The sequence below is a fragment of the Chelatococcus sp. YT9 genome, from assembly GCF_018398315.1.
Lineage (GTDB): Bacteria > Pseudomonadota > Alphaproteobacteria > Rhizobiales > Beijerinckiaceae > Chelatococcus.
In genome coordinates, this window is record NZ_JAHBRW010000002.1 from 1,643,289 (window position 1) to 1,662,145 (window position 18,857).

The 18,857-nt window shown below is 61.8% G+C and carries 18 protein-coding genes; 17 read left to right on the plus strand and 1 reads right to left on the minus strand.

Annotated elements, in window-relative coordinates; genetic code table 11:
• The first annotated feature begins 139 nt into the window (after positions 1-139).
• Positions 140-427 carry a hypothetical protein gene (locus tag KIO76_RS27455; RefSeq protein ID WP_213326734.1) on the plus strand — a complete coding sequence of 96 codons (288 nt, stop codon included), beginning with the start codon at positions 140-142 and terminating at the stop codon, positions 425-427.
• Between the two features lie 324 nt (positions 428-751).
• On the opposite strand, the gene KIO76_RS27460 is transcribed toward KIO76_RS27455, so the two are convergent.
• Positions 752-1,801, minus strand: coding sequence for a LacI family DNA-binding transcriptional regulator (locus KIO76_RS27460; RefSeq protein WP_213326735.1), 1,050 nt, complete (start codon positions 1,799-1,801; stop codon positions 752-754).
• Positions 1,802-1,953: 152 nt separating this feature from the next.
• On the opposite strand from KIO76_RS27460, the gene KIO76_RS27465 reads away from it, so the two are divergent.
• The 16 genes from KIO76_RS27465 to KIO76_RS27540 all read left to right on the plus strand — a co-directional run bounded on the left by KIO76_RS27465 (position 1,954) and on the right by KIO76_RS27540 (position 18,856).
• Positions 1,954-3,015, plus strand: coding sequence for a Gfo/Idh/MocA family protein (locus tag KIO76_RS27465; protein WP_213326736.1), 1,062 nt, complete (start codon positions 1,954-1,956; stop codon positions 3,013-3,015).
• Between the two features lie 2 nt (positions 3,016-3,017).
• Positions 3,018-3,380 carry an L-rhamnose mutarotase gene (locus KIO76_RS27470; protein ID WP_213326737.1) on the plus strand — a complete coding sequence of 121 codons (363 nt, stop codon included), beginning with the start codon at positions 3,018-3,020 and terminating at the stop codon, positions 3,378-3,380.
• 122 nt (positions 3,381-3,502) lie between these two features.
• The gene (locus KIO76_RS27475) at positions 3,503-5,272 is read left to right on the plus strand and encodes an ABC transporter substrate-binding protein (RefSeq protein ID WP_213326738.1); all 1,770 of its coding nucleotides are present in this window, start codon (positions 3,503-3,505) and stop codon (positions 5,270-5,272) included.
• A 100-nt stretch (positions 5,273-5,372) separates the two neighbouring features.
• Positions 5,373-6,563 (plus strand): enolase C-terminal domain-like protein, encoded by a 1,191-nt coding sequence (locus KIO76_RS27480; protein ID WP_213326739.1) that lies wholly within the window; start codon positions 5,373-5,375, stop codon positions 6,561-6,563.
• 15 nt (positions 6,564-6,578) lie between these two features.
• Positions 6,579-7,580 (plus strand): ABC transporter permease, encoded by a 1,002-nt coding sequence (locus KIO76_RS27485; protein WP_213326740.1) that lies wholly within the window; start codon positions 6,579-6,581, stop codon positions 7,578-7,580.
• 1 nt (position 7,581) lies between these two features.
• Positions 7,582-8,436: an ABC transporter permease gene (locus KIO76_RS27490; RefSeq protein WP_213326741.1), complete on the plus strand. Its 855-nt coding sequence runs from the start codon at positions 7,582-7,584 to the stop codon at positions 8,434-8,436.
• Positions 8,433-9,266 (plus strand): ABC transporter ATP-binding protein, encoded by an 834-nt coding sequence (locus KIO76_RS27495; protein ID WP_213326742.1) that lies wholly within the window; start codon positions 8,433-8,435, stop codon positions 9,264-9,266. Before KIO76_RS27490 ends, KIO76_RS27495 begins: the two co-directional genes overlap by 4 nt.
• Positions 9,266-10,255, plus strand: a complete 990-nt coding sequence (locus tag KIO76_RS27500) for an ABC transporter ATP-binding protein (protein ID WP_213326743.1) — start codon at positions 9,266-9,268, stop codon at positions 10,253-10,255. Before KIO76_RS27495 ends, KIO76_RS27500 begins: the two co-directional genes overlap by 1 nt.
• Positions 10,252-11,100 carry an amidohydrolase family protein gene (locus KIO76_RS27505; protein ID WP_213326744.1) on the plus strand — a complete coding sequence of 283 codons (849 nt, stop codon included), beginning with the start codon at positions 10,252-10,254 and terminating at the stop codon, positions 11,098-11,100. Before KIO76_RS27500 ends, KIO76_RS27505 begins: the two co-directional genes overlap by 4 nt.
• A gap of 320 nt (positions 11,101-11,420) precedes the next feature.
• A complete protein-coding gene (locus KIO76_RS27510; RefSeq protein WP_213326745.1) occupies positions 11,421-12,146 on the plus strand; it encodes a CoA transferase subunit A in 726 nt (241 codons plus the stop codon).
• Positions 12,146-12,787, plus strand: coding sequence for a CoA transferase subunit B (locus KIO76_RS27515; RefSeq protein ID WP_213326746.1), 642 nt, complete (start codon positions 12,146-12,148; stop codon positions 12,785-12,787). Before KIO76_RS27510 ends, KIO76_RS27515 begins: the two co-directional genes overlap by 1 nt.
• A 501-nt stretch (positions 12,788-13,288) precedes the next feature.
• Positions 13,289-13,750, plus strand: coding sequence for a tripartite tricarboxylate transporter TctB family protein (locus KIO76_RS27520; protein ID WP_213326747.1), 462 nt, complete (start codon positions 13,289-13,291; stop codon positions 13,748-13,750).
• Positions 13,751-13,759: 9 nt separating this feature from the next.
• Positions 13,760-15,265 carry a tripartite tricarboxylate transporter permease gene (locus KIO76_RS27525; protein ID WP_213326748.1) on the plus strand — a complete coding sequence of 502 codons (1,506 nt, stop codon included), beginning with the start codon at positions 13,760-13,762 and terminating at the stop codon, positions 15,263-15,265.
• Positions 15,266-15,328: 63 nt separating this feature from the next.
• Positions 15,329-16,288: a Bug family tripartite tricarboxylate transporter substrate binding protein gene (locus tag KIO76_RS27530; protein WP_213326749.1), complete on the plus strand. Its 960-nt coding sequence runs from the start codon at positions 15,329-15,331 to the stop codon at positions 16,286-16,288.
• A gap of 74 nt (positions 16,289-16,362) precedes the next feature.
• Entirely contained in the window at positions 16,363-17,787 is a 1,425-nt protein-coding gene (locus KIO76_RS27535) for an MmgE/PrpD family protein (protein ID WP_213326750.1), read from the plus strand.
• A 271-nt stretch (positions 17,788-18,058) separates the two neighbouring features.
• A complete protein-coding gene (locus tag KIO76_RS27540; protein WP_249730064.1) occupies positions 18,059-18,856 on the plus strand; it encodes an ABC transporter ATP-binding protein in 798 nt (265 codons plus the stop codon).
• Position 18,857 lies beyond the last annotated feature (1 nt).

Here is an 18,857-nt window from a genome sequence, read left to right on the forward strand (position 1 = left end):
ATCCCGAAGCTCAATAAAAACGCTCTGGGGGCGCACCTATGATGGTATTGATCACTCCCACGTGATGAAATATTCGATGATATTCACCTTTGGCAATATATATGGTAATTAATTATAATATATAAGAAGGATAATAGTTATGTTTGGCATTGATCCCTTTGTTGCAGCCGGGGTGGTTCTCGCCACTGGCGCCACCGATGCTGCCTATGTTTTCTTTAACGCTGCAGTTGGCGCGCGGCATCGCGTTCGCGCTGCTAATTGGAGTGCCATCTGGTACATGCTGTCGGCCTTCGCCGTGATCAGCTATACCGAACATGCAATCTATGTATTGTTCGCGGCAATCGGTTCCTGGATCGGTGCCTTTGTTTCGGTGACCTGGCTCATCCGCGCACCTATCGCACGCCCCGTCGCAGTGCCCGAAGCTTAGAACAATTGCCATTCCAAGACGCGGGTCGTTGTCGTCCTACCGGTTCCAGCGACGCGCGGCGGCGGGGAATTGCTCCATGGGCTATAACGCTTACGCATCGGATTTCCGTCGCGGGCTCACACACAGCCCGTTGCGGATGCTATCTCCGGTCCCGCAAGAGCTACGCTGCCAAGAGCGCAACCTCTCCAAGGAAACACGTTCCAGGCTGTTCATGGATGCTCGGGGCCCTTGCGGAGACCAAATCGTGCCGCTGTCAGGGCTGGAGTGTCGATTGGCCCGGGGGAGGGCGCCCTTCTTGCCGGCAATGGGCTCGGATACATCCAATCACGCACTTTCACGGCTCAAGATCTCGAAGCTCAGCCTGACTGCGCGTTGCGCCGGTGCCTGACCCTGCAGGCGGCCGAGCAACAGCTTGCCGGCTTCGATGCCTGTTTCACGCACCGGGAATTGCACGGTTGTGAGGGACGGGGAGATCCACCGCGCGATGGGCGACTCGCCGAAGCCGGCGATCGCCAGCCGTCCGGGCACGTCAATGCCAAGGTCGAGCGCGTGGCGAATGGCGCCCACAGCCACCTGGTGGCCCGCGAAGACGACGGCATCGACCTCAGGCGCATCGCGCAGGATCGTGCTGACGACCTCGCCGCCGTTGCCGGAGCCGGGATCGCTGGTTATCTCATAGTGTTTCGGGGAGGGCGCATCGTGAGCCTCGCAAACCGATTGCAGCCCTTCCAGGCGAGCCATCATGCGGCTATCGTCAAGCCCTGTGTGTCCGACATAGGCGAGATGCTTGCGGCCACGCGCCAACAGGTATTGCCCGAGCGAGGCGCCTGCATCGAAATTCGATGAGCCCACGCTCATGTCGAGCGGCGTCGGATTGTAGTCGAACATTTCCACCATCGGGGTGCCGGAGCGACGCAGCAGTTCCAGGCATTCCTCGGCATGATCCTTTCCTGTAAGCAGGATGCCGTCGACGCGATGGCCGAGGAAGGTGCGCACCAGTTCGAGCTCATTGCCGCGATGGAAATGCGAATTGCCGAGCAGCAGCTTGTAGCCGGCGGGCTCCAGAATGTCAGCCGCGCCTTGCAGCACCATTCCGTGGATAGGATTGGCCAGGGTGGGCACCACCACCCCGACCACGTTCGAGCGCGCGGATACAAGGCTGGAGGCCACCAGGTTCGGGACATAGCCCATGGCACTCGCCACCTTCAGCACATGTTTGCGCGTACGCTCGGAAACGCGTCCGGGATTGCTGATACAGCGCGAAGCCGTGATCGTGGAGACGCCAGCCGCGGCCGCCACATCTTCCAGCCGAACGGGAGCCGCACTCGTGCGGTTCTCCATTCCCGATTGCCGACTTGACTCGAATTCGCTCACAGCCTACTCATTCTGCTGATGGACAACGATGTCCATTAGGGTTTCTTGTATCTCGAAAAGCTGTGCTGTCATAGAAAAAATCGCTCAGCGCGAGTTTTCGTGTTTCAGCATGGACAACGCTATCCATTGTTGGGCTTCACGAGGAGTGGGATTTGCCGGAGTCTCAATTGCGTGCCGCCGTTGTCGGCGCCGGTTGGTATGCCGCCCAGAATCATATCCCGGCGCTCGCCGCGCGGCCCGAGGTCGTGCTCGATGGTGTCTGTCGTCTCGGGCGGGACGAGCTGGAACGCGTCCGCGACCACTTCGGCTTTGCCTTCGCCTCAGAGCGCTTCGAGGATGTGCTGGCGCGAAAACCCGACATCGTCGTCGTCGCTTCACCGCATCAGCTGCACTACCGGCATGCAGCGGCGGCCCTCGAAGCCGGCGCCCATGTGTTGTGCGAGAAGCCTCTGACGCTTGACCCGGCGGAAGCCTGGGATCTCGTCGCGAAGGCCGAAGCACGGGGACGCCATCTCGTGACGGCCAATGGCTACCAGTATCTGCCGAGGGTGGACGATCTCCGCCGACGCATCGCGGAAGGGGCTGTCGGTGCCATCGAGCATGTCATGGTGAGCTTCATTTCGGCCACGCGGGATGTCTTCACGGGCGAGCGGGGATTGGATACCTGGCGCACGACCTTCTTCCGCCCCGACCGCTCGACGTGGCAGGATCCCGCGAATGGCGGCGGCTTCGCCTATGGCCAGCTTTCCCATGCGCTGGCGATGATGTATTTCCTGACAGGCCTTGAGCCCGAAGCGATCACCGCCTTTGCCGTGTCCTCGGATCGCGTGGATATCGCGGAAGCTGGCGCTCTGCGCTTCACGACCGGCGCGGTGGCCAGCATCTCCGGTGCGGCGGCCATGCCCCAGGGCAATCGCGGCCTCCTGCGCCTGTTCATCACCGGTGACGCGGGCCTGCTCACCGTCGAGTTCGATCGCGATGCCTGCGAGATCCGGCGCTTCTCAGGAGAGGTGGAACACCTGCCGCTGGAGGAGGGCGACTGGGTGTACCGCTGTGATGGGCCGGTGAACACGCTTGTCGATCTCGCTCTGGGCCAGGGAGCAAATCTGTCGCCGGGCGTGATCGGCGCGAGAACGGCGGCGACGATCGCGGCACTTCTCCAATCGGCCGCGGCCCGGGGCGCAGTGCAGCCAGTTCTGGGAAGGCGGAGTTGATCATGGGCGATCCAGATCTTCATGTATCGGGATTTCTTTTGCGCGTGCGCCCAGGAAAAACTGACGAATACAAACGACGCCATGCCGAAATATGGCCGGAGATGCTGCGGGCACTCCGCTCTTCCGGGGTGGTGAGTTACGACATCTTCCTGAACGAGCCGAACGGTATGGTTTTCGGCCATCTCTTCCGCCGCCATGCGCCAGAGCCGAACGCCCCGGAGGATCCGGCGATCATTCGTTGGCGCGCGTATATGGCCGATGTGCTGGAAATGGACGGAGACCAGCCCCTCAAGGAGCCGCTTGAGCACGTCTTTCACATGGAATTCGACACCGGTGCCCATCCGGGCGTCGTTCCCGACGCGTGAGGGCTGCCTTGGCGATCTCCGCGGGCAAGCCGCGCCCTGCGGGTCGGAGGGCGAGAAATGTGGGGCTGAGAGAAGATTGGGCGGTGTACGTCCACTGACAAGATATGGGAGGAGGCAGAACAATGAACAGACAACATGGACTTTGCCGCTGGCTGATAGCCGGCGCCGCATCAGCAGCCATTATGGGGGGACTGGCGGGAGCGGTTGCGCAGGACCTGCCCAAGGTGCCGCGCAACCGCACCTTGATCAGCCAGGGATGGGACTTCTACAATCAGGTTCCATCAATCGATAACTTCAACCCATACGCGGGGGTTCTGCTACATCAGCGGAACAACTTGCACTATACAGTCTACGAATCGCTCTTCTATACAAACCATTTCACCAATGAGTTGATCCCCTGGATCGCGGAGAGCTATGCCTACAACAAGGATTTCACAGAACTTACAGTTAAATTGCGGGACGGTGTAAAGTGGAGCGACGGCAAACCACTCACGGCCGAAGACGTCGTCTTCACGTTTGACATGCTCAAAGGTGCGGCGCCGGAACTGCTGTTTTCCTCCGCGATTGCCGAGTGGGTCGATTCCGCAAAGGTCGTCGATCCGCTGACCGTTTCCATCAAACTGAAGAAGCCGGGACCGCGCTGGGCGGCCGATTTCCTCGCGACTGGACAATCGACTCGCTTTGTCGTCGTACCCAAGCATATCTGGCAGGGCAAGGACCCGAAGACTTTCGCCAATTTCGACCTCACCAAGGGTCTTCCGGTCGGCACGGGTCCCTATAAGCTCGTGAAGTCGGACGCGAGTTCCCTGTTCTTCGATCGCCGGGATGGCTGGTGGGCGAAGGACGCGGGCCTCGTCAAGGATATGCCGAAGGTCGAGCGCGTCATCTATGTGCCGGCGACGGCGGAAGCCATGCCGCAGCTTTATGCGACGAACCAGATCGATATCGGCCGCAATATCCAGTCAGGCGTATTCGAGGCCATCAAGGTCCAGAACCCCAATCTCACGGCCTGGAATGCCCAAGGGCCCGTGTGGGGCGCCCCGAATGGATGCGTGATCGGAATCCGCTTCAATGTCCAGAAGCCGCCCTTCAACGACGTGGCCTTGCGCCAGGCGGTCAATGCGGCGATCGATCGGGACCAGATCGTCAATCTCGCTTATGAGGGCTCCGTTAAAAAGGCCGTCCTGCCGTTCTCTTCCTATCGCGGCATGCTCGACTATGTCGATGGCATGGGTGACATCATCCAGGCCGCCGCCCTCGACAAGCGCAGTGTCGAGCGGGTCGCCGAGATCCTGACGAAAGCCGGTTACAAAAAGAATTCCGCCGGCCGCTGGCAGTTGCCTGACGGTTCTCCATTGGAGATCCGTGTGTCAGTGGGCCAAGGTGACCCCGTGGGGCCAGTGCTCGGTGAACAGCTCCGCTCGGCCGGCTTTGATACCGTGGTCAATGTTCAGCAGATCACGGCACAGACCGAGGCGCTCACGGCGGGTAATTTCGGCCTCAGCGTCTATCCCCACTGCGGGAGCCTCTATGATCCCTGGCAGACGCTGGAGCATTTCCACTCGAAATACGCGCCAAAGGAGGGTGAGGCCGCGAAGAACCTGCGCGCGCCGACCCGCTACGCCAATCCGGAGCTCGACGCGATCCTCGACAAGCTAGAGGCGCGGCAACCCTCTCCGAAGGACCCGGATTATGTGGCCCTTGCCAAGCAGGCCACCGCGATCATCGCGCGCGACCTGCCTGAGATTGCCTTGTTCGAGGAAATCCAGACGCAGCCGTTCAATACGACTTACTGGACCGGCTTTCCCTCATCGGCTGAGCCCTATGTAGCCCAGCCCCTGCCTTGGGAAGGCTTTGCGCTCGTCATCCATCGTCTGCAACCGAAGCAGTGATCGGCAAAAGTGGAGGCTCGGGGCCCGAGGAATTCGTGGTAACCCCCGAAGCCTCCACTCGCCGGATGCGCTTGGCAGAACCTTTTCGCGTGAGATCGCCGTGGTGAAGATCAAGGAAGTCCGTGCCTTTCCCATCCGCAATGAGATGGTAGGCGCGCTCTACAAGGAAGGCAAACTGGCGAACGGCCCCACCGCGACGCGGCCGCCCTGGACGCGTGATGCGGAAGTCGCCGGACCCTTGTCAGGCTATCCCCGCTTCAAGGCCAAGCGTTCAAGTTGGCGTTTCGATGGATCGGTGGGGTGTCTCGTCACGGCTGAGGACGGGACGACGGGCTTCGGCGTCACACGCCATGGTCAGCCGGTGATAGCGCTCATCAACGATCATTTCGCCGGCCTGCTGGCGGGCGAGAATGCGCTCGCGACCGAGCGCGCCTGGGACATCATGATGCGCGCGTCGTCGCCTTACGGCTCTGGCGGGCTCAGTGCCTATGCGATCAGCGCGGTCGATCTCGCCCTGTGGGATCTCAAGGGCAAGATCCTCGGCGCGCCGGTCTACGCGCTGGCGGGCGGTCCGGCGCATGACCGCGTGTTCTGCTATGCCACGGGCAACGACACCGATTGGCATATGGAGCTTGGTTTCCGCGCCACGAAACTGGCGCTGCCTTACGGCGCGTTCTCCGGCCTCGATGGGCTCGCCCGTAATGAGGAACTCGTGGCGCGCACCCGGGCGCTTGTCGGCGCGGATGTCGAGATCCTTCTCGATTGCTGGCTGGCGCTTGATGTCGATTTCGCCGTCCGCCTCGCCGAGCGCTTGAAGCCCTACAACCTCGGCTGGATCGAGGACGCGCTCCTGCCCGAGCCGATGGAGGCCCACGCCGCCCTGCGGAACCGCCTGCCCTGGATGACCTTGGCAGGAGGCGAGCATTGGTACCTGCCTGCTCAGTTCCTTGAAGCGGCCAACCGCCAGCTGCTCGACGTGTTCCAGCCGGACATCTGCTGGGCGGCGGGCCTCACGGGCTGCCTGCGCATCAACCACATCGCAGAAGCCGCCGGCATCAAGGTCATGCTCCATGCGGGCATGAACACGCCCTATGGCCAGCATCTCACCTTCGCTTCCGCTAACATGCGCTGGGGCGAGTTCTTTGTCGGCTCGGCGCCGGGGCAGCCGCTCGCGGACGCACTTGTCTTTCCGGGGATGGCCGTGCCGGAGAACGGTTGGCTCGTGCCGAGCGATGAACCGGGCTTCGGCCTCGGCCTGACGGAAAAAGCGCTCGAAGCGCTCGTCCTCTGAGCCGGAGGGCTGACAATGTATGCACAGTACGTCGCGCGCCGCTTCGGCATGATGCTTCTCGTCATCGTGCTCGCGGTGTCGATCAACTTTCTCCTGCCCCGGCTGATGCCAGGCGATCCGGTGGAGGCCCAGCTCAACCAGCTGCTGGCGACCGGCGGCGGCGGTGGCGATATCAGCGCGATGGTCGAAGCCTACCGCGCCCGGTTCGGGCTCGATCAGCCGCTCATCGCCCAATATCTGTCCTACTGGAAGGCCGTCTTCAGCCTTGATCTCGGTGTGTCGCTCGCAGCCTATCCCGAACGCGTCTCGCACGCCATTCTCGCGGGTCTTCCCTGGACGTTAGGCCTTCTCGGCTTCGCGACGGCGGTCAGCTTCGTCATTGGAACATGGCTCGGCGGATTGCTCGGCTGGCCGCGGACGCCACGCGTAACCCGCGCTTTTGGTACCAGTCTGATCCTGTTCTCGTCGGTTCCCTATTTCCTGATCGGAATGGTGCTTCTCTACCTCTTCGCCATTGTTTTCCGGTGGTTTCCAGCGGGTGGTGGCATGCCTTTCGGCCAGTCGGTAGGGTTCAACTGGCAGACGCTGACGGCGATCGCTTGGCATGGGACTCTGCCGGCCGCCTCCATCATCCTCGCCGAGATTGGCGCCTGGGCGCTCGGCATGCGCGGCATGATGGTCAGCGTGCTCGGTGAGGACTACATCACGCTCGCAGAGGCCAAGGGCCTCAAACCGCGCCGGATCTTTCGCTGGTACGGCCTGCGCAACGCACTGCTGCCGCAACTTACGAAACTGGCCATGGCGCTTGGCCATATTGTATCAGGCGCTATCCTGGTGGAGGTCATCTTCTCCTACCCAGGCATCGGCTTCCGCCTCTATCAGGCGATCCAGGCCAACGACTACTTCGTGATCCAGGGCATCGTGCTGCTGCTCTCGGTGTCGATCGCCATTGCCATGTTCATTCTCGATCTTGCCTACCCGCTCATCGATCCGCGCATCACGACGGGGAGGGACTGAGATGGCGATTTTCTCCAACGGCCCCGCCGGCCTCAAGCGTAATCCCCCTCTCACGTTCGGCCTGTTCCTCCTGCTCGCGTTGTGCCTGCTTGCGGCAATTGGCCCCTTCGTGGCGGATGAGGCGCTGGCGCGGGTCGGCGCCACCTTGCCGCGACAGCCGCCATCCGCTGCGCATTGGCTTGGCACGGATTCGCAGGGACGCGACATGGTGACGGTGCTGATGCTCGCCATGCCGCAGACGCTCAAGATCGGCCTTGTGGCCGGGCTTATCAGCCTTTCCGTAGGCGTGGCGCTCGGCCTTATCTCTGGCTTCGCGGGCGGCGTGGTCGACACCGTGATCCGCCTGGCCTCCGACGTGATGATGACGATCCCCGGCATCGCCATTCTGGTGCTTGTGGCGGCTAATGTGCGCGAGATGACCGTCGCCGTCATGGCGGTCATCGTGGCCTCGCTTTCCTGGATGGTAACCACCCGGACCATCCGCGCCCAGACGCTCTCGCTGCGCGAACGGGGTTATGTGCAGATCGCGCGCCTCAACGGCTCGTCGACGACACGGCTCGTCTTCGTGGAGATCCTGCCCAATCTCCTGCCGTTTATCGCGGCGAGCTTCGTGATTGCCGTATCGAACGCGATGCTCGCGACCATCGGCCTGGAGGCGCTTGGGCTCGGGCCGCAGAAGGAACTGACGCTCGGCACGACGATCTATTGGGCTCAGTTCTATGGCGCCATCCTGCGTGGCATGTGGTGGTGGTGGGCGCCGCCCATCCTCCTGATATCGCTGATCTTCATCGGCCTCATGCTGACCTCCGTCGGTCTCGATTCCTTCGTGAACAAGCGCGTGGCGAACGGCTCATGACTGTGCTCGATATCCGCAACCTCACCGTCGAATACCGCACCCCGCGCGGACCCTTTCACGCCGTGCGCGATGTGAGCTTCTCGCTGGAGGCCGGCGAGCGGTTTGGGCTCGTCGGCGAATCCGGTTCGGGAAAGTCCACGACCATTCTGGCACTGATGCGCATGCTGCGCGGCGGCATGATCACCGGTGGTCAACTGCTGCTGAACGGCAGGGACCTCGCCAAGGTGCCCGATGCGCATTACCGCGACATCCGCTTTGCTGAGATGTCGCTGGTGCCGCAGGGTGCGATGAGCTCCCTCAATCCGGTGCTGCGCATTGGCCGACAGATCGGCGACATCTTCTCCGATCACGGCATGCGCCACGGGCTTGAGGAAAGGCGCGGTATCATCGGCGACCTTCTGAGGCGGGTGGGGCTCGCGCCCGAAGTACAGGATCGCTTCCCGCATGAATTGTCGGGCGGCATGAAGCAGCGGGTCTGCATCGCCATGTCGATCGCGCTCAAGCCCAGCCTCATTCTTGCCGACGAGCCGACAAGCGCGCTTGATGTGATGGTGCAAAAGCAGGTGCTCGCCACCCTGGGCCGTGTACAGACGGAGCTGGGCGCCGCGATCGTCCTCATCGGCCACGACATGGCGCTGATGGCTCATTTCGTGAGCCGTCTTGGCGTAATGTATCGCGGAGAACTGGTGGAGACCGGGCCGGTGCGGGAGATCTTCACAAATCCTCAGCATCCCTACACGCGGATGCTGATCGACTCGCTGCCCTCATTCGATCGTCTCGCGAGCTTCCGCACCGCGAAGCGGCCAGCGTTGCAACGCGGAGAAGCGTGATGGCGAAAGTCCTCGAGGTCCGTGACGCGGATGTGGCCTTTGACGTCGGTCGCGGCATCAAGAAACAGGCACTCTCCAATATATCCCTGGCTGTCGGCGGCGAGCGCCCCACCATAACCGCCGTGGTGGGCGAGAGCGGCAGCGGCAAGACCACGCTCATCCGGCTGCTGCTCGGTTTCCAACAGCCAACGCGGGGAGCGGTCCTGTATGATGGAAAGCCCGTCGCGAAAGGGGATCAAGCCCTGCTTGCAGTCTTCCGGCGTGAAGTCCAGGCGATTTTCCAGGACCCCTTTGATGTCTTCAATCCCTTCTATCGGATTGACCACCCGCTCCTGACCCCGCTCAAGCTCTTTGGTCTCGCGAAATCGAGAGACGAGGCCTACGCGAAGATCGAGAAGACGCTCACGAGCGTGGGCCTGAAGCCTTCGGAGACGCTCGGCAAATATCCGCACCAGCTGTCGGGCGGCCAGCGCCAGCGTGTGATGATCGCGCGGGCGCTGTTGCTCGATCCAGCCATCATCCTGGCGGATGAGCCGGTGTCCATGGTCGACGCGTCCCTGCGCTCCACGATCCTGGCAATCCTCTACGAGATGAATCGGGATCTTGGGATCTCGCTGATCTATGTGACCCATGATCTGACGACGGCGTATCAAGTTGCGGACTCGATCGTCGTGCTGCATGGCGGCCACGTGATGGAGGTCGGGCGCGCCGAGGATGTCATCCACCGCCCTCAGCATCCCTATACGCGTGCGCTGATCGAGGCCGTGCCCTCACCCGATCCGGACAAGCCCTGGAACCTCGACGATCAGACAGCTTCACCTGAGCGTTATCTTCCGGCGGATGGCGTGGTTGGCCTTTACCAGATCGAGCCGCTCAGGGCGATCGCCGCACCGCTGCGTGCGGGGGAGGCCACGACCACCGCGGCTGCCATCCAGCTCGCCATCAGCGCCGATCTCGATCGTGCCCCACCGCTCGAGGTGCCGGCGTGATCATCGACAGCCACTGCCATGTCTGGGAGAACTGGCCCTATGAGCCAGCGAGCCCCTATGCGGCGGCGCGCGGTCGGGCCGGTGAGCTCGTCTATGAGATGGATGCCCATGGTGTCGCGCGCGCTGTGATTATATGCGCCCGCATCGGCGACAATCCCGGCAATGTCGACTATGCCTATCACGTCGCAAGGGCTCACCCCGGGCGCTTTGAGGTCTTTCCCGACATCGACTGCCGGTGGTCGGCCGATTATCATCGGCCAGGCGCCGCACAACGGCTTGAGGCGGCCCTTTCACGGTGGAGTTTCAATGGCTTCACCCACTACCTCGATGAACGGGATGACGGAGTTTGGCTGACGAGCGCGGACGGGCTTGCCTTCTTCGGCATTGCCGACGCGCGACATCTCATCGTCAGTCTATCGGTGCTTCCGCACCAAATCCCGGCTGTTGTTCGGCTCGCGGAGCGATATCCGGATCTCGCAATTCTCGTCCATCATTTTGCCTTTCTCGGTCCGCGCACGGCTGCGACGCTCAATGGGCGTGGCCTCGTGCGCGCGGCGGCGGCTTGCCCGAACATCCACATCAAATATTCCGGTCTCGGCAACGTCGCAGCGCCGGAACAGGATTTTCCCTATGCCCCGCTGCAATGGATTCTGTCGGATGTTGCCGCAGCTTTTGGACCGGAGCGAGTGCTTTGGGGTTCCGACTTCCCCGTCTCACGCAAGCATATGACCTATGCGCAATGTCTTGCCCTGTTGACGCGCCATGGCCCTTTTGCGGTGTCTGACCTGCCGGCGGTGCTCGGCGGCAATATGGCGCGCCTGCTGGCGGTCCCAGCGCCTGGATGACCCGGTCGGCGCGCCATAGCAAACAGGCGAAAAACGCTGCTGCTTGCGCCATCCGCGCTCCAGGTTGCGCTCGATAAGTCAAAGAGAAAAAGATCGGTGGCTCAACAAATTTGCCTGTTGCACTGCTGCCCTTCTTCCACTTGCGCTTTGCCTTGTTTCACTTCGCCGCTATCTTCGGGCAGATTGCTGCATGGGCGAAGGAGGCCGAGGTCGATTGTGCCGATGCAACATAAGCGGTATCGGATAGCCTCGCGAAAGGCGTGATCGCCAGAAGCGGGCAGCGAGAATCGAGATCGAAAGATCGCGGTGAGGGAGGGTACATGCGGGATAAGCGTTACGAGGACGGATCGTCAGCCTTGGACGACGTTCTATTCGACGGGATGGTGATCATGGCCGGTGGCTTCGGCCTGTGCGGGATCCCCGAGCATCTGATCACGGCGATCGCGCGGAAGGGAACGAAGGACCTGACCTTCATCTCCAACAACTGCGGTGTGGATGATTTCGGGCTCGGCATCCTGCTCGGCAAGGGCCAGATCAAGAAGATGGTCTCGTCCTATGTGGGCGAAAACAAACTGTTCGAGAAGCTTTATCTCTCGGGTGAGCTTGAGCTCGAGTTCAACCCGCAGGGAACCTTAGCCGAGCGCATCCGGGCAGGCGGCGCCGGCATTCCGGCGTTTTTCACCCGCACCGGGGTGGGCACGATCGTTGCCGAGGGCAAGGAAGTCCGCCAGTTCAACGGTGAGGACTATGTCATGGAGACAGGGCTCACCGCCGATCTTGCCATTGTCAAGGCCTGGAAAGGCGATGCCGAAGGCAACCTGATCTACCGGAAAACGGCGCGCAACTTCAACCCGATGATGGCAACGGCCGCCAAGGTGACGGTGGCCGAAGTGGAGCACATTGTGCCGATCGGCAGCCTCGATCCGGACAATATCCACACACCCGGGATTTACGTCGACCGGATCGTCGAGGGGCACAACTACGAGAAGCGGATCGAGCGCGAGACGACGCGTCCGCGGCCGGTGGCAGAAGCGGGAGCGAACTGATGGCGTGGTCACGCGAGGACATGGCCGCGCGGGCGGCGGCGGAGCTGCGCGACGGCTTTTATGTGAACCTTGGCATCGGGATCCCGACGCTGGTGGCGAACTGCATCGCGCCCGGCCTGACGGTGACGCTGCAGAGCGAGAACGGGCTCTTGGGCATCGGGCCGTTTCCCTACGAGGGTGAGGCGGATCCTGACCTCATCAACGCGGGCAAGCAGACGGTCACAGAGATCCCGGAGTCGTCCTATTTCTCGAGCGCCGACAGCTTCGCGATGGTGCGCGGTGGGCATATCGACCTGTCGATCCTCGGCGCGATGGAGGTGTCGGAGCGCGGCGACCTCGCGAACTGGATGGTGCCGGGCAAGGTGGTGAAGGGCATGGGCGGCGCAATGGATCTCGTCGCCGGCGCCAAGCGCATCATCGTGCTGATGGAGCATGTGGACAAGGCCGGCACGTCGAAGCTTGTGAAGGAGTGCAGCCTGCCGCTGACGGGACGCCAGGTGGTCGACGTGGTCATCACCGACTTGGCCCTGTTCAGCTTCCCGGCGCGTGGGGAAACGCTGCAGCTCACGGAACTCGCGCCAGGCGTCAGCCTCGACGAGGTCAAGGCCAAGACGGCGGCACATTTCGAGGTGAAGCTGTAGGACAGCGTCACCCCTCCGGGCTCACCTGACCAGACCTTCAGGATGTCCGGGGCAAACACGGGTCTTTGGAGCCGAGGCGATCAATCGTCTCGGCTTTTTTTATGCGATCGTCAGCGGGTGCACGCCACACGGGGCCAACGCCGCCAGAATGGTCGATGAGATGCATGACGTCACCGCCAAACGCGCCGCACGAAGAGGTCGTCGGTGCCGATTTCCCGAGGGCACGATTGTCCTTTCCCGTTATCTCGCAGTCGCGTGCAGCCTTCTTGAGGCGAAGGGGTTTGACCATATTCAGTTAGATGATTATATTGAATCGAAAGCAGGCGGACGAAGATTCCGCAGTTCGGGAGGCATCATGAGGGGCATTGGGCCGCGCTGTCCTGGCGCTGCCGTCTTTGATCCTTTCATGTCTGTCATGTGCAAGGCGTCACGATCGGCGGCACCGCGATAGCAGCGGCGCGTCGTCCCTGATCGCCGAAATGGTCGGAGCCGTGCGACGCCATGAATGTCAGTGACAAGAAGAACATCCTGACAGGGATCTTTTTCATCGGCTTTGGCGCTGCGGTCGCCTACGGCGCGACGAACTACGCGATCGGCAGCGCGGCCCGCATGGGTCCGGGGTATTTTCCGCTGGGCCTCGGTCTGGCGCTGGCGTTGACGGGCGTCGGTGTCCTTGTCTCAGCGCTTTTGCGGGCGACAGCCCGTTCCCAGCTCGAGCAGTGGCCGGTCAAGAGTGTCGTCCTGGTCCTGGCCTCGGTCGTGTTGTTTGGCTTGCTGATCGAGCGGGCTGGACTGGTCATTGCGCTGCCGGTTTTGGTTGTCGTCTCCAGCTTCGCCCATAGTGCCTTTTCCTGGCGCAGCGCTTTGCTGTCGAGCGCCGTCTTGCTGGCCCTGTCCTGGATCATCTTCATCCTGATCCTGGGACTTCAGGTGCCTCTGTTGCCGCCGGATTTGAGCCCCTAGGAGCGCTTCATGGACCTTTTCGGCAATCTGCTGATCGGCTTCGGGACCGCACTGTCGCTGCAGAATTTGGTGTATGCATTCGCCGGCTGTCTGCTCGGAACCCTGATCGGTGTGCTGCCCGGGCTCGGGCCACTCGCTACAATCTCCATGTTGCTGCCTTTCACCTTCGGGCTGGATCCGACGGCGGCGCTCATCATGCTCGCGGGCATTTACTACGGCGCGGCTTATGGCGGTTCGACCACGGCGATCCTGGTCAACCTGCCCGGGGAGACCTCGTCCGTCGTCACCGTGCTCGACGGATATCAGATGGCCCGGCAGGGCAGGGCGGGAGTGGCTATCGCAACGGCGGCTATCGGTTCGTTTTTTGCGGGTTGCGTTGGCACCCTTGTGCTCGCGGCCTTTGCCGCTCCATTGGCGAATGTCGCCTTTCGCTTCGGTGGTGCGGAATACTTCTCGCTGATGGTGGTCGGGCTGATCGGCGCGGTCTCGCTCGCCTCCGGATCGGTGCTCAAGGCGATTGGGATGATCCTGATCGGCGTCATCCTTGGCACTGTGGGCACCGATCTCAATTCCGGCGTGCAGCGCTTCACGTTTGGGACGCCCAATCTCTGGGAGGGCATCGACTTTATTGTGATCGCGGTCGGTCTTTTCGCCTTCGGGGAAGTCATCGCGAGCCTTGAGAACGATGCGAGCCGAGAGACCTTCACCGATAACATGGGCCGTCTCATGCCCAATGGGGCGGATTTCAGGCGAATGACGCCAGCGATCTTGCGGGGAACATCCATCGGTACCCTGCTCGGCATCCTGCCGGGCGCTGGCTTGTCTCTGTCTTCCTTCTTTTCCTATAGCCTGGAGAAGAAGGTCTCGCGTTTTCGCCACGAGCTCGGCAAAGGAGCGATCGAGGGGGTAGCGGGCCCTGAATCCGCAAATAACGCGGCGGCGCAGACCGCATTTATTCCGACGCTCACGCTTGGCATTCCCGGCAGCCCCACGATGGCGCTGATGCTCGGCGCGATGGTCATGCACAACATTCAGCCGGGTCCGCAGGTCATGACAAGCAATCCAGACCTCTTCTGGGGGCTCATCGTTTCCATGTGGATCGGCAATCTGATCCTGATCATCCTCAATCTGCCGCTCGTTGGCCTCTGGGTGCGGTTGCTGCGCATACCTTATGGCGTTCTTTATCCCGCAATCCTCCTGTTCTGCTGCCTCGGTGTCTATTCCGTGCAGTTCTCGACATTCGACCTCTTTCTGGCCGCGGGCTTCGGCCTTGCCGGCTATGCTTTCCGCAAGCTTGAATGTGAACCGGCGCCGCTCGTCCTGGGCTTTGTTCTCGGGCCGCTGCTAGAAGAAAACTTCAGGCGAGCGATGGTCCTGTCGCAGGGTGATTTCACGATTTTTGTTCGGGAGCCGATATCTTTGTGCTTCCTGCTGCTGGCTGTTGCGCTTCTGGTTGCCGCGACACTTCCCAAGATGCGGCGGGAGCGTGATGCCATCCTTCGCGAAGAAATGTAAGGCTTCATCCCCAGCCGAAAGAGCGGCGAAGCTGACAAGCATAAGTGATAACGGGAGGACTAGATGAAACGCATCCTCGGAGTTGCTCTATTTGCCTGTGCTACCCTTTTTTCAGGTTTGGCCAGCGCTCAGGACTTTCCCTCCAAGCGGGTAACGATCGTTATTCCCTTCACACCTGCTGGCTCGAACGACACGATTGGTCGGTATCTCGCCGATGGCTTGTCGAAGCTCTGGGGCACGCCCGTGGTGGTGGAAAATCGGCCTGGCGCAGGTTCGGCGATCGGCTCCGCGCACGTCGCCCAGTCAAAGCCTGATGGCTACACGCTGCTCTTCGTGTCAGGCACCTTTACAACGAATGCGGCAACCCAGGCCAATCTGCCGTTCGATCCGGTGAAGGATCTGAAGCCGGTTGGCATGGGCGCCCTCGGGCAGATGGTGATCGTCACCGGGTCGCGCGTGCCGACTTCAAACCTCGCGGACCTCGTGAAGGCGGCCAAGACGCAGAAGGTCTTCTACGGCACCACCGGCGTCGGTAGTTCCACCCAATTCGCAGGCGAACTCCTGAATGACGTGGCTGGCATCAAGATGGAGCCCGTTCATTACAAGGGTGGCACCGATGCGCTCGTCGACATGGCCGGCGGACGCCTCGACGTCTATGTGGGCACCGTGACGCAGGTGCTGTCGAGCGTGACGAGCAACAAGGCCAAGCCGGTCGCCATCGCCAGCAAGACGCGCTCCAAGGCTCTGCCTGACGTGCCGACGGTGGCCGAAGCCGGCTTCGCGGGCGCCGAGGCGGACATCTGGTGGGGAGTCTTCGCGCCTTCCGGGACGCCTGATGCCGTGGTGACGAAGATCAACCAAGGTATCAACAAGGTCATGGCGTCTCAGGAGGCAACAGAATTTCTCGCCAAGCATGGTGCCATGCCCGCTGAAATGAGCGTTGCCGAATTTAGCGACCATGTGACCAAAGAATTGGCGAAGTGGCGGGAGCTGGCCGTCAAGCACAACATCAAGGCAGAATAGTTGCAGGGGCTGCTGCAGAGTGGCGATGCTTTTGGGCTTTGCCAGTGTCGGGGCAAGTGCGGTGAGGACGGGGCATGGCAAGTATCGCCAGTATTCATGATATCAAGGCTGACGGAGATTTCGCTGCCGATTACGCGGCGTTCGCCTCGGCGCTGACGCTCGATCGCATGCCGCAGGTTGTCGTCGAGGCCGCCAAGGCCAATCTCTTCGATACGCTCGCCTGTGCGACGGCCGGGGCCTCGGCGGCGGGGGTCGGCGAGCTCAAGACACTTGTCGCGGAATGGGGCGGCAAGCCCGAGGCGAGCATCTGGTGCTCGTCGATCCGGGTCCCGGCCCACCACGCGGCCTGGGTGAATGGCATGATGGCGCATGCCCGCGACTACGATGACACCCATGACGGGGCGGTGCTGCATGCCGGTGTGTCCGTCATCCCGGCGGCCCTGGCCGCGTCCGAACTCAATCCGAATGCGACCGGCGCTGATCTCATCGCCGGCATAGTTGCGGGTCTCGAGCTCATTTGTCGGCTCGGCGTCGCGACATCGATCGGCATTATCGAAAGCGGGTTCATGTATACCTCGCTCTTCGGGCATTTCGCAGCGACGGTTGCGGCTGCGCGGGTGGCCGGGCTTGATAGGGACCAGACGATCAATGCATTCGGCGTTGCCTACAGCCAGGCGGCCGGGACCCATCAGGTGACGCGTGATGCAGCATTGACCAAGCGAATCCAGCCCGGCTTCGCTGCGAAGACCGGGCTCGTCTCGGTCGCGTTGACAAAGGTCGGGATCCGTGGCGCCCAGAACACCTTCGAGGGGGTAGACGGGCTGTTCCGGAGCTATCTGCGGGGGCGCTATGATAGGGACGCGTTGAGAGGGGGGCTGGGTGAGCGGTTTGAGTTTCTCAATCTGAGCTACAAGCCCTATCCTTGCTGCCGCTTCAACCACACGGCCATTGACGCTGCCCTCATCCTCCGACGCGAGTTGGAGGCACGCGGCGCGACCCTTCAAAGGCTCACCGCACGGGTGAACAAGCAAGCTTTCGAGGCCGTTTGTACGCCTGTCGAGATACGCAAGCGCCCGGCGACAATCGTGCAGGCACAATTCAGCCTGCCCTATACCGTGGCCTGCGCCCTGCATAATGGAGCCGTGGGCCTGCGGGCTTTCACCGAGGAGGGCCTGTGCAACGAAGATGTTCTGGCGCTGTCTGCGCGGGTGCATGCCGTTCTGGACGCCGACATAGAGCGGAACTGGTCCCGGAATATCTCCCCGACGCATTTGCTTGCCGAAACAGATCAAGGTTCGATTGAGGCTAGGGTGGACATCCCGCGCGGACACCCGAAATCGCCCATGTCCGCCGCCGACTTCGATGCGAAGCTTTCGGATTGCCTGGGCATCAGCGCCCTGGACTGGCCAATCACTGCGGGGAGCACTCTGCGGCAGACGATCGATGCGCTTCAGGCTGCGCCGCGCGGGGCCACGATTCTGGATGCGATAACCCGCTAAGCCAATCGCCGACAGACGGACTGCTCGAGGAAGCAAAAAGCCTGTCGGTCACTCATTCGTCTAGCGAGTGGACGGTATGGCTCCCCAAGGCCGCTTGCAAAGGACGTGTTGCCGCTTATCGGCCCTTGTTCGTGACAACCCAGTCGGGCGCGCGCGCTTCCGGGACAGCACTACCAGTTTCCGGCCAAATGCCCATTTGCTCTATTTCATATAAATGATTTGACTCAAATGAGCCCGGGAACTACCTTCTTTGCAATGGTTGGGAGGAGTGATGTCGGTTTACAGGCTGCAATCATCGCCGATGAAAGCCGCGCCGGTACGGCCGGTGGCTTTCGACTTTGATGGCGTGGTCGCCCGGTTTGGGGCGCTTCATGCCATGGGGCCGACCACTCTGTCCGTGCGGCAAGGCGAGTTTCTGGCGGTGGTCGGGCCGAGCGGTTGCGGCAAGTCCACTCTGTTGAACATGGTGGCGGGCACGCTTAGTCCGGCCGAAGGCGTCGTGCGCTACAAGGGTGAAGAGGTAACCGCGATCAATCACGATGTCGGTTACATCACCCAGAAGAATTTCTGCCTGCCGTGGCGCACGGTGGAGGCAAATGTCCGGCTGCCGCTCGAATTCCGCAGGATTCCAAAGGACGAGACCGAGCGGCGCGTGCGCGTTGCCATCGACAAGGTAGGGCTCGGCGGCTTCGAGAAAGCCTACCCGAGGCAATTGTCAGGCGGCATGTTGCAGCGTGTGATGATCGCGCGAACGCTTGCCTATGAGCCAGATATCTACCTTATGGACGAGCCGTTCGGCAGCCTTGATGCGCAGCTACGGACGCGCATGCATGGCGAGCTCCTCAAGCTGTGGCAGGACACCGGCGCCACCTTCGTCTTCGTGACGCATGACCTGCAGGAAGCGATCACCCTGGCGGATCGCGTCGTGGTCATGTCCGGTCGGCCCGGACGTCCAAAGCTTGTCGTGGATATCGATCTGCCGCGTCCCCGCGACGTCATCGACATCCAGTCCAATCCTGCCTTTGGAGCTTATGTCAAAGAGCTCTGGGCAGCCTTGGACGTGCATTGAG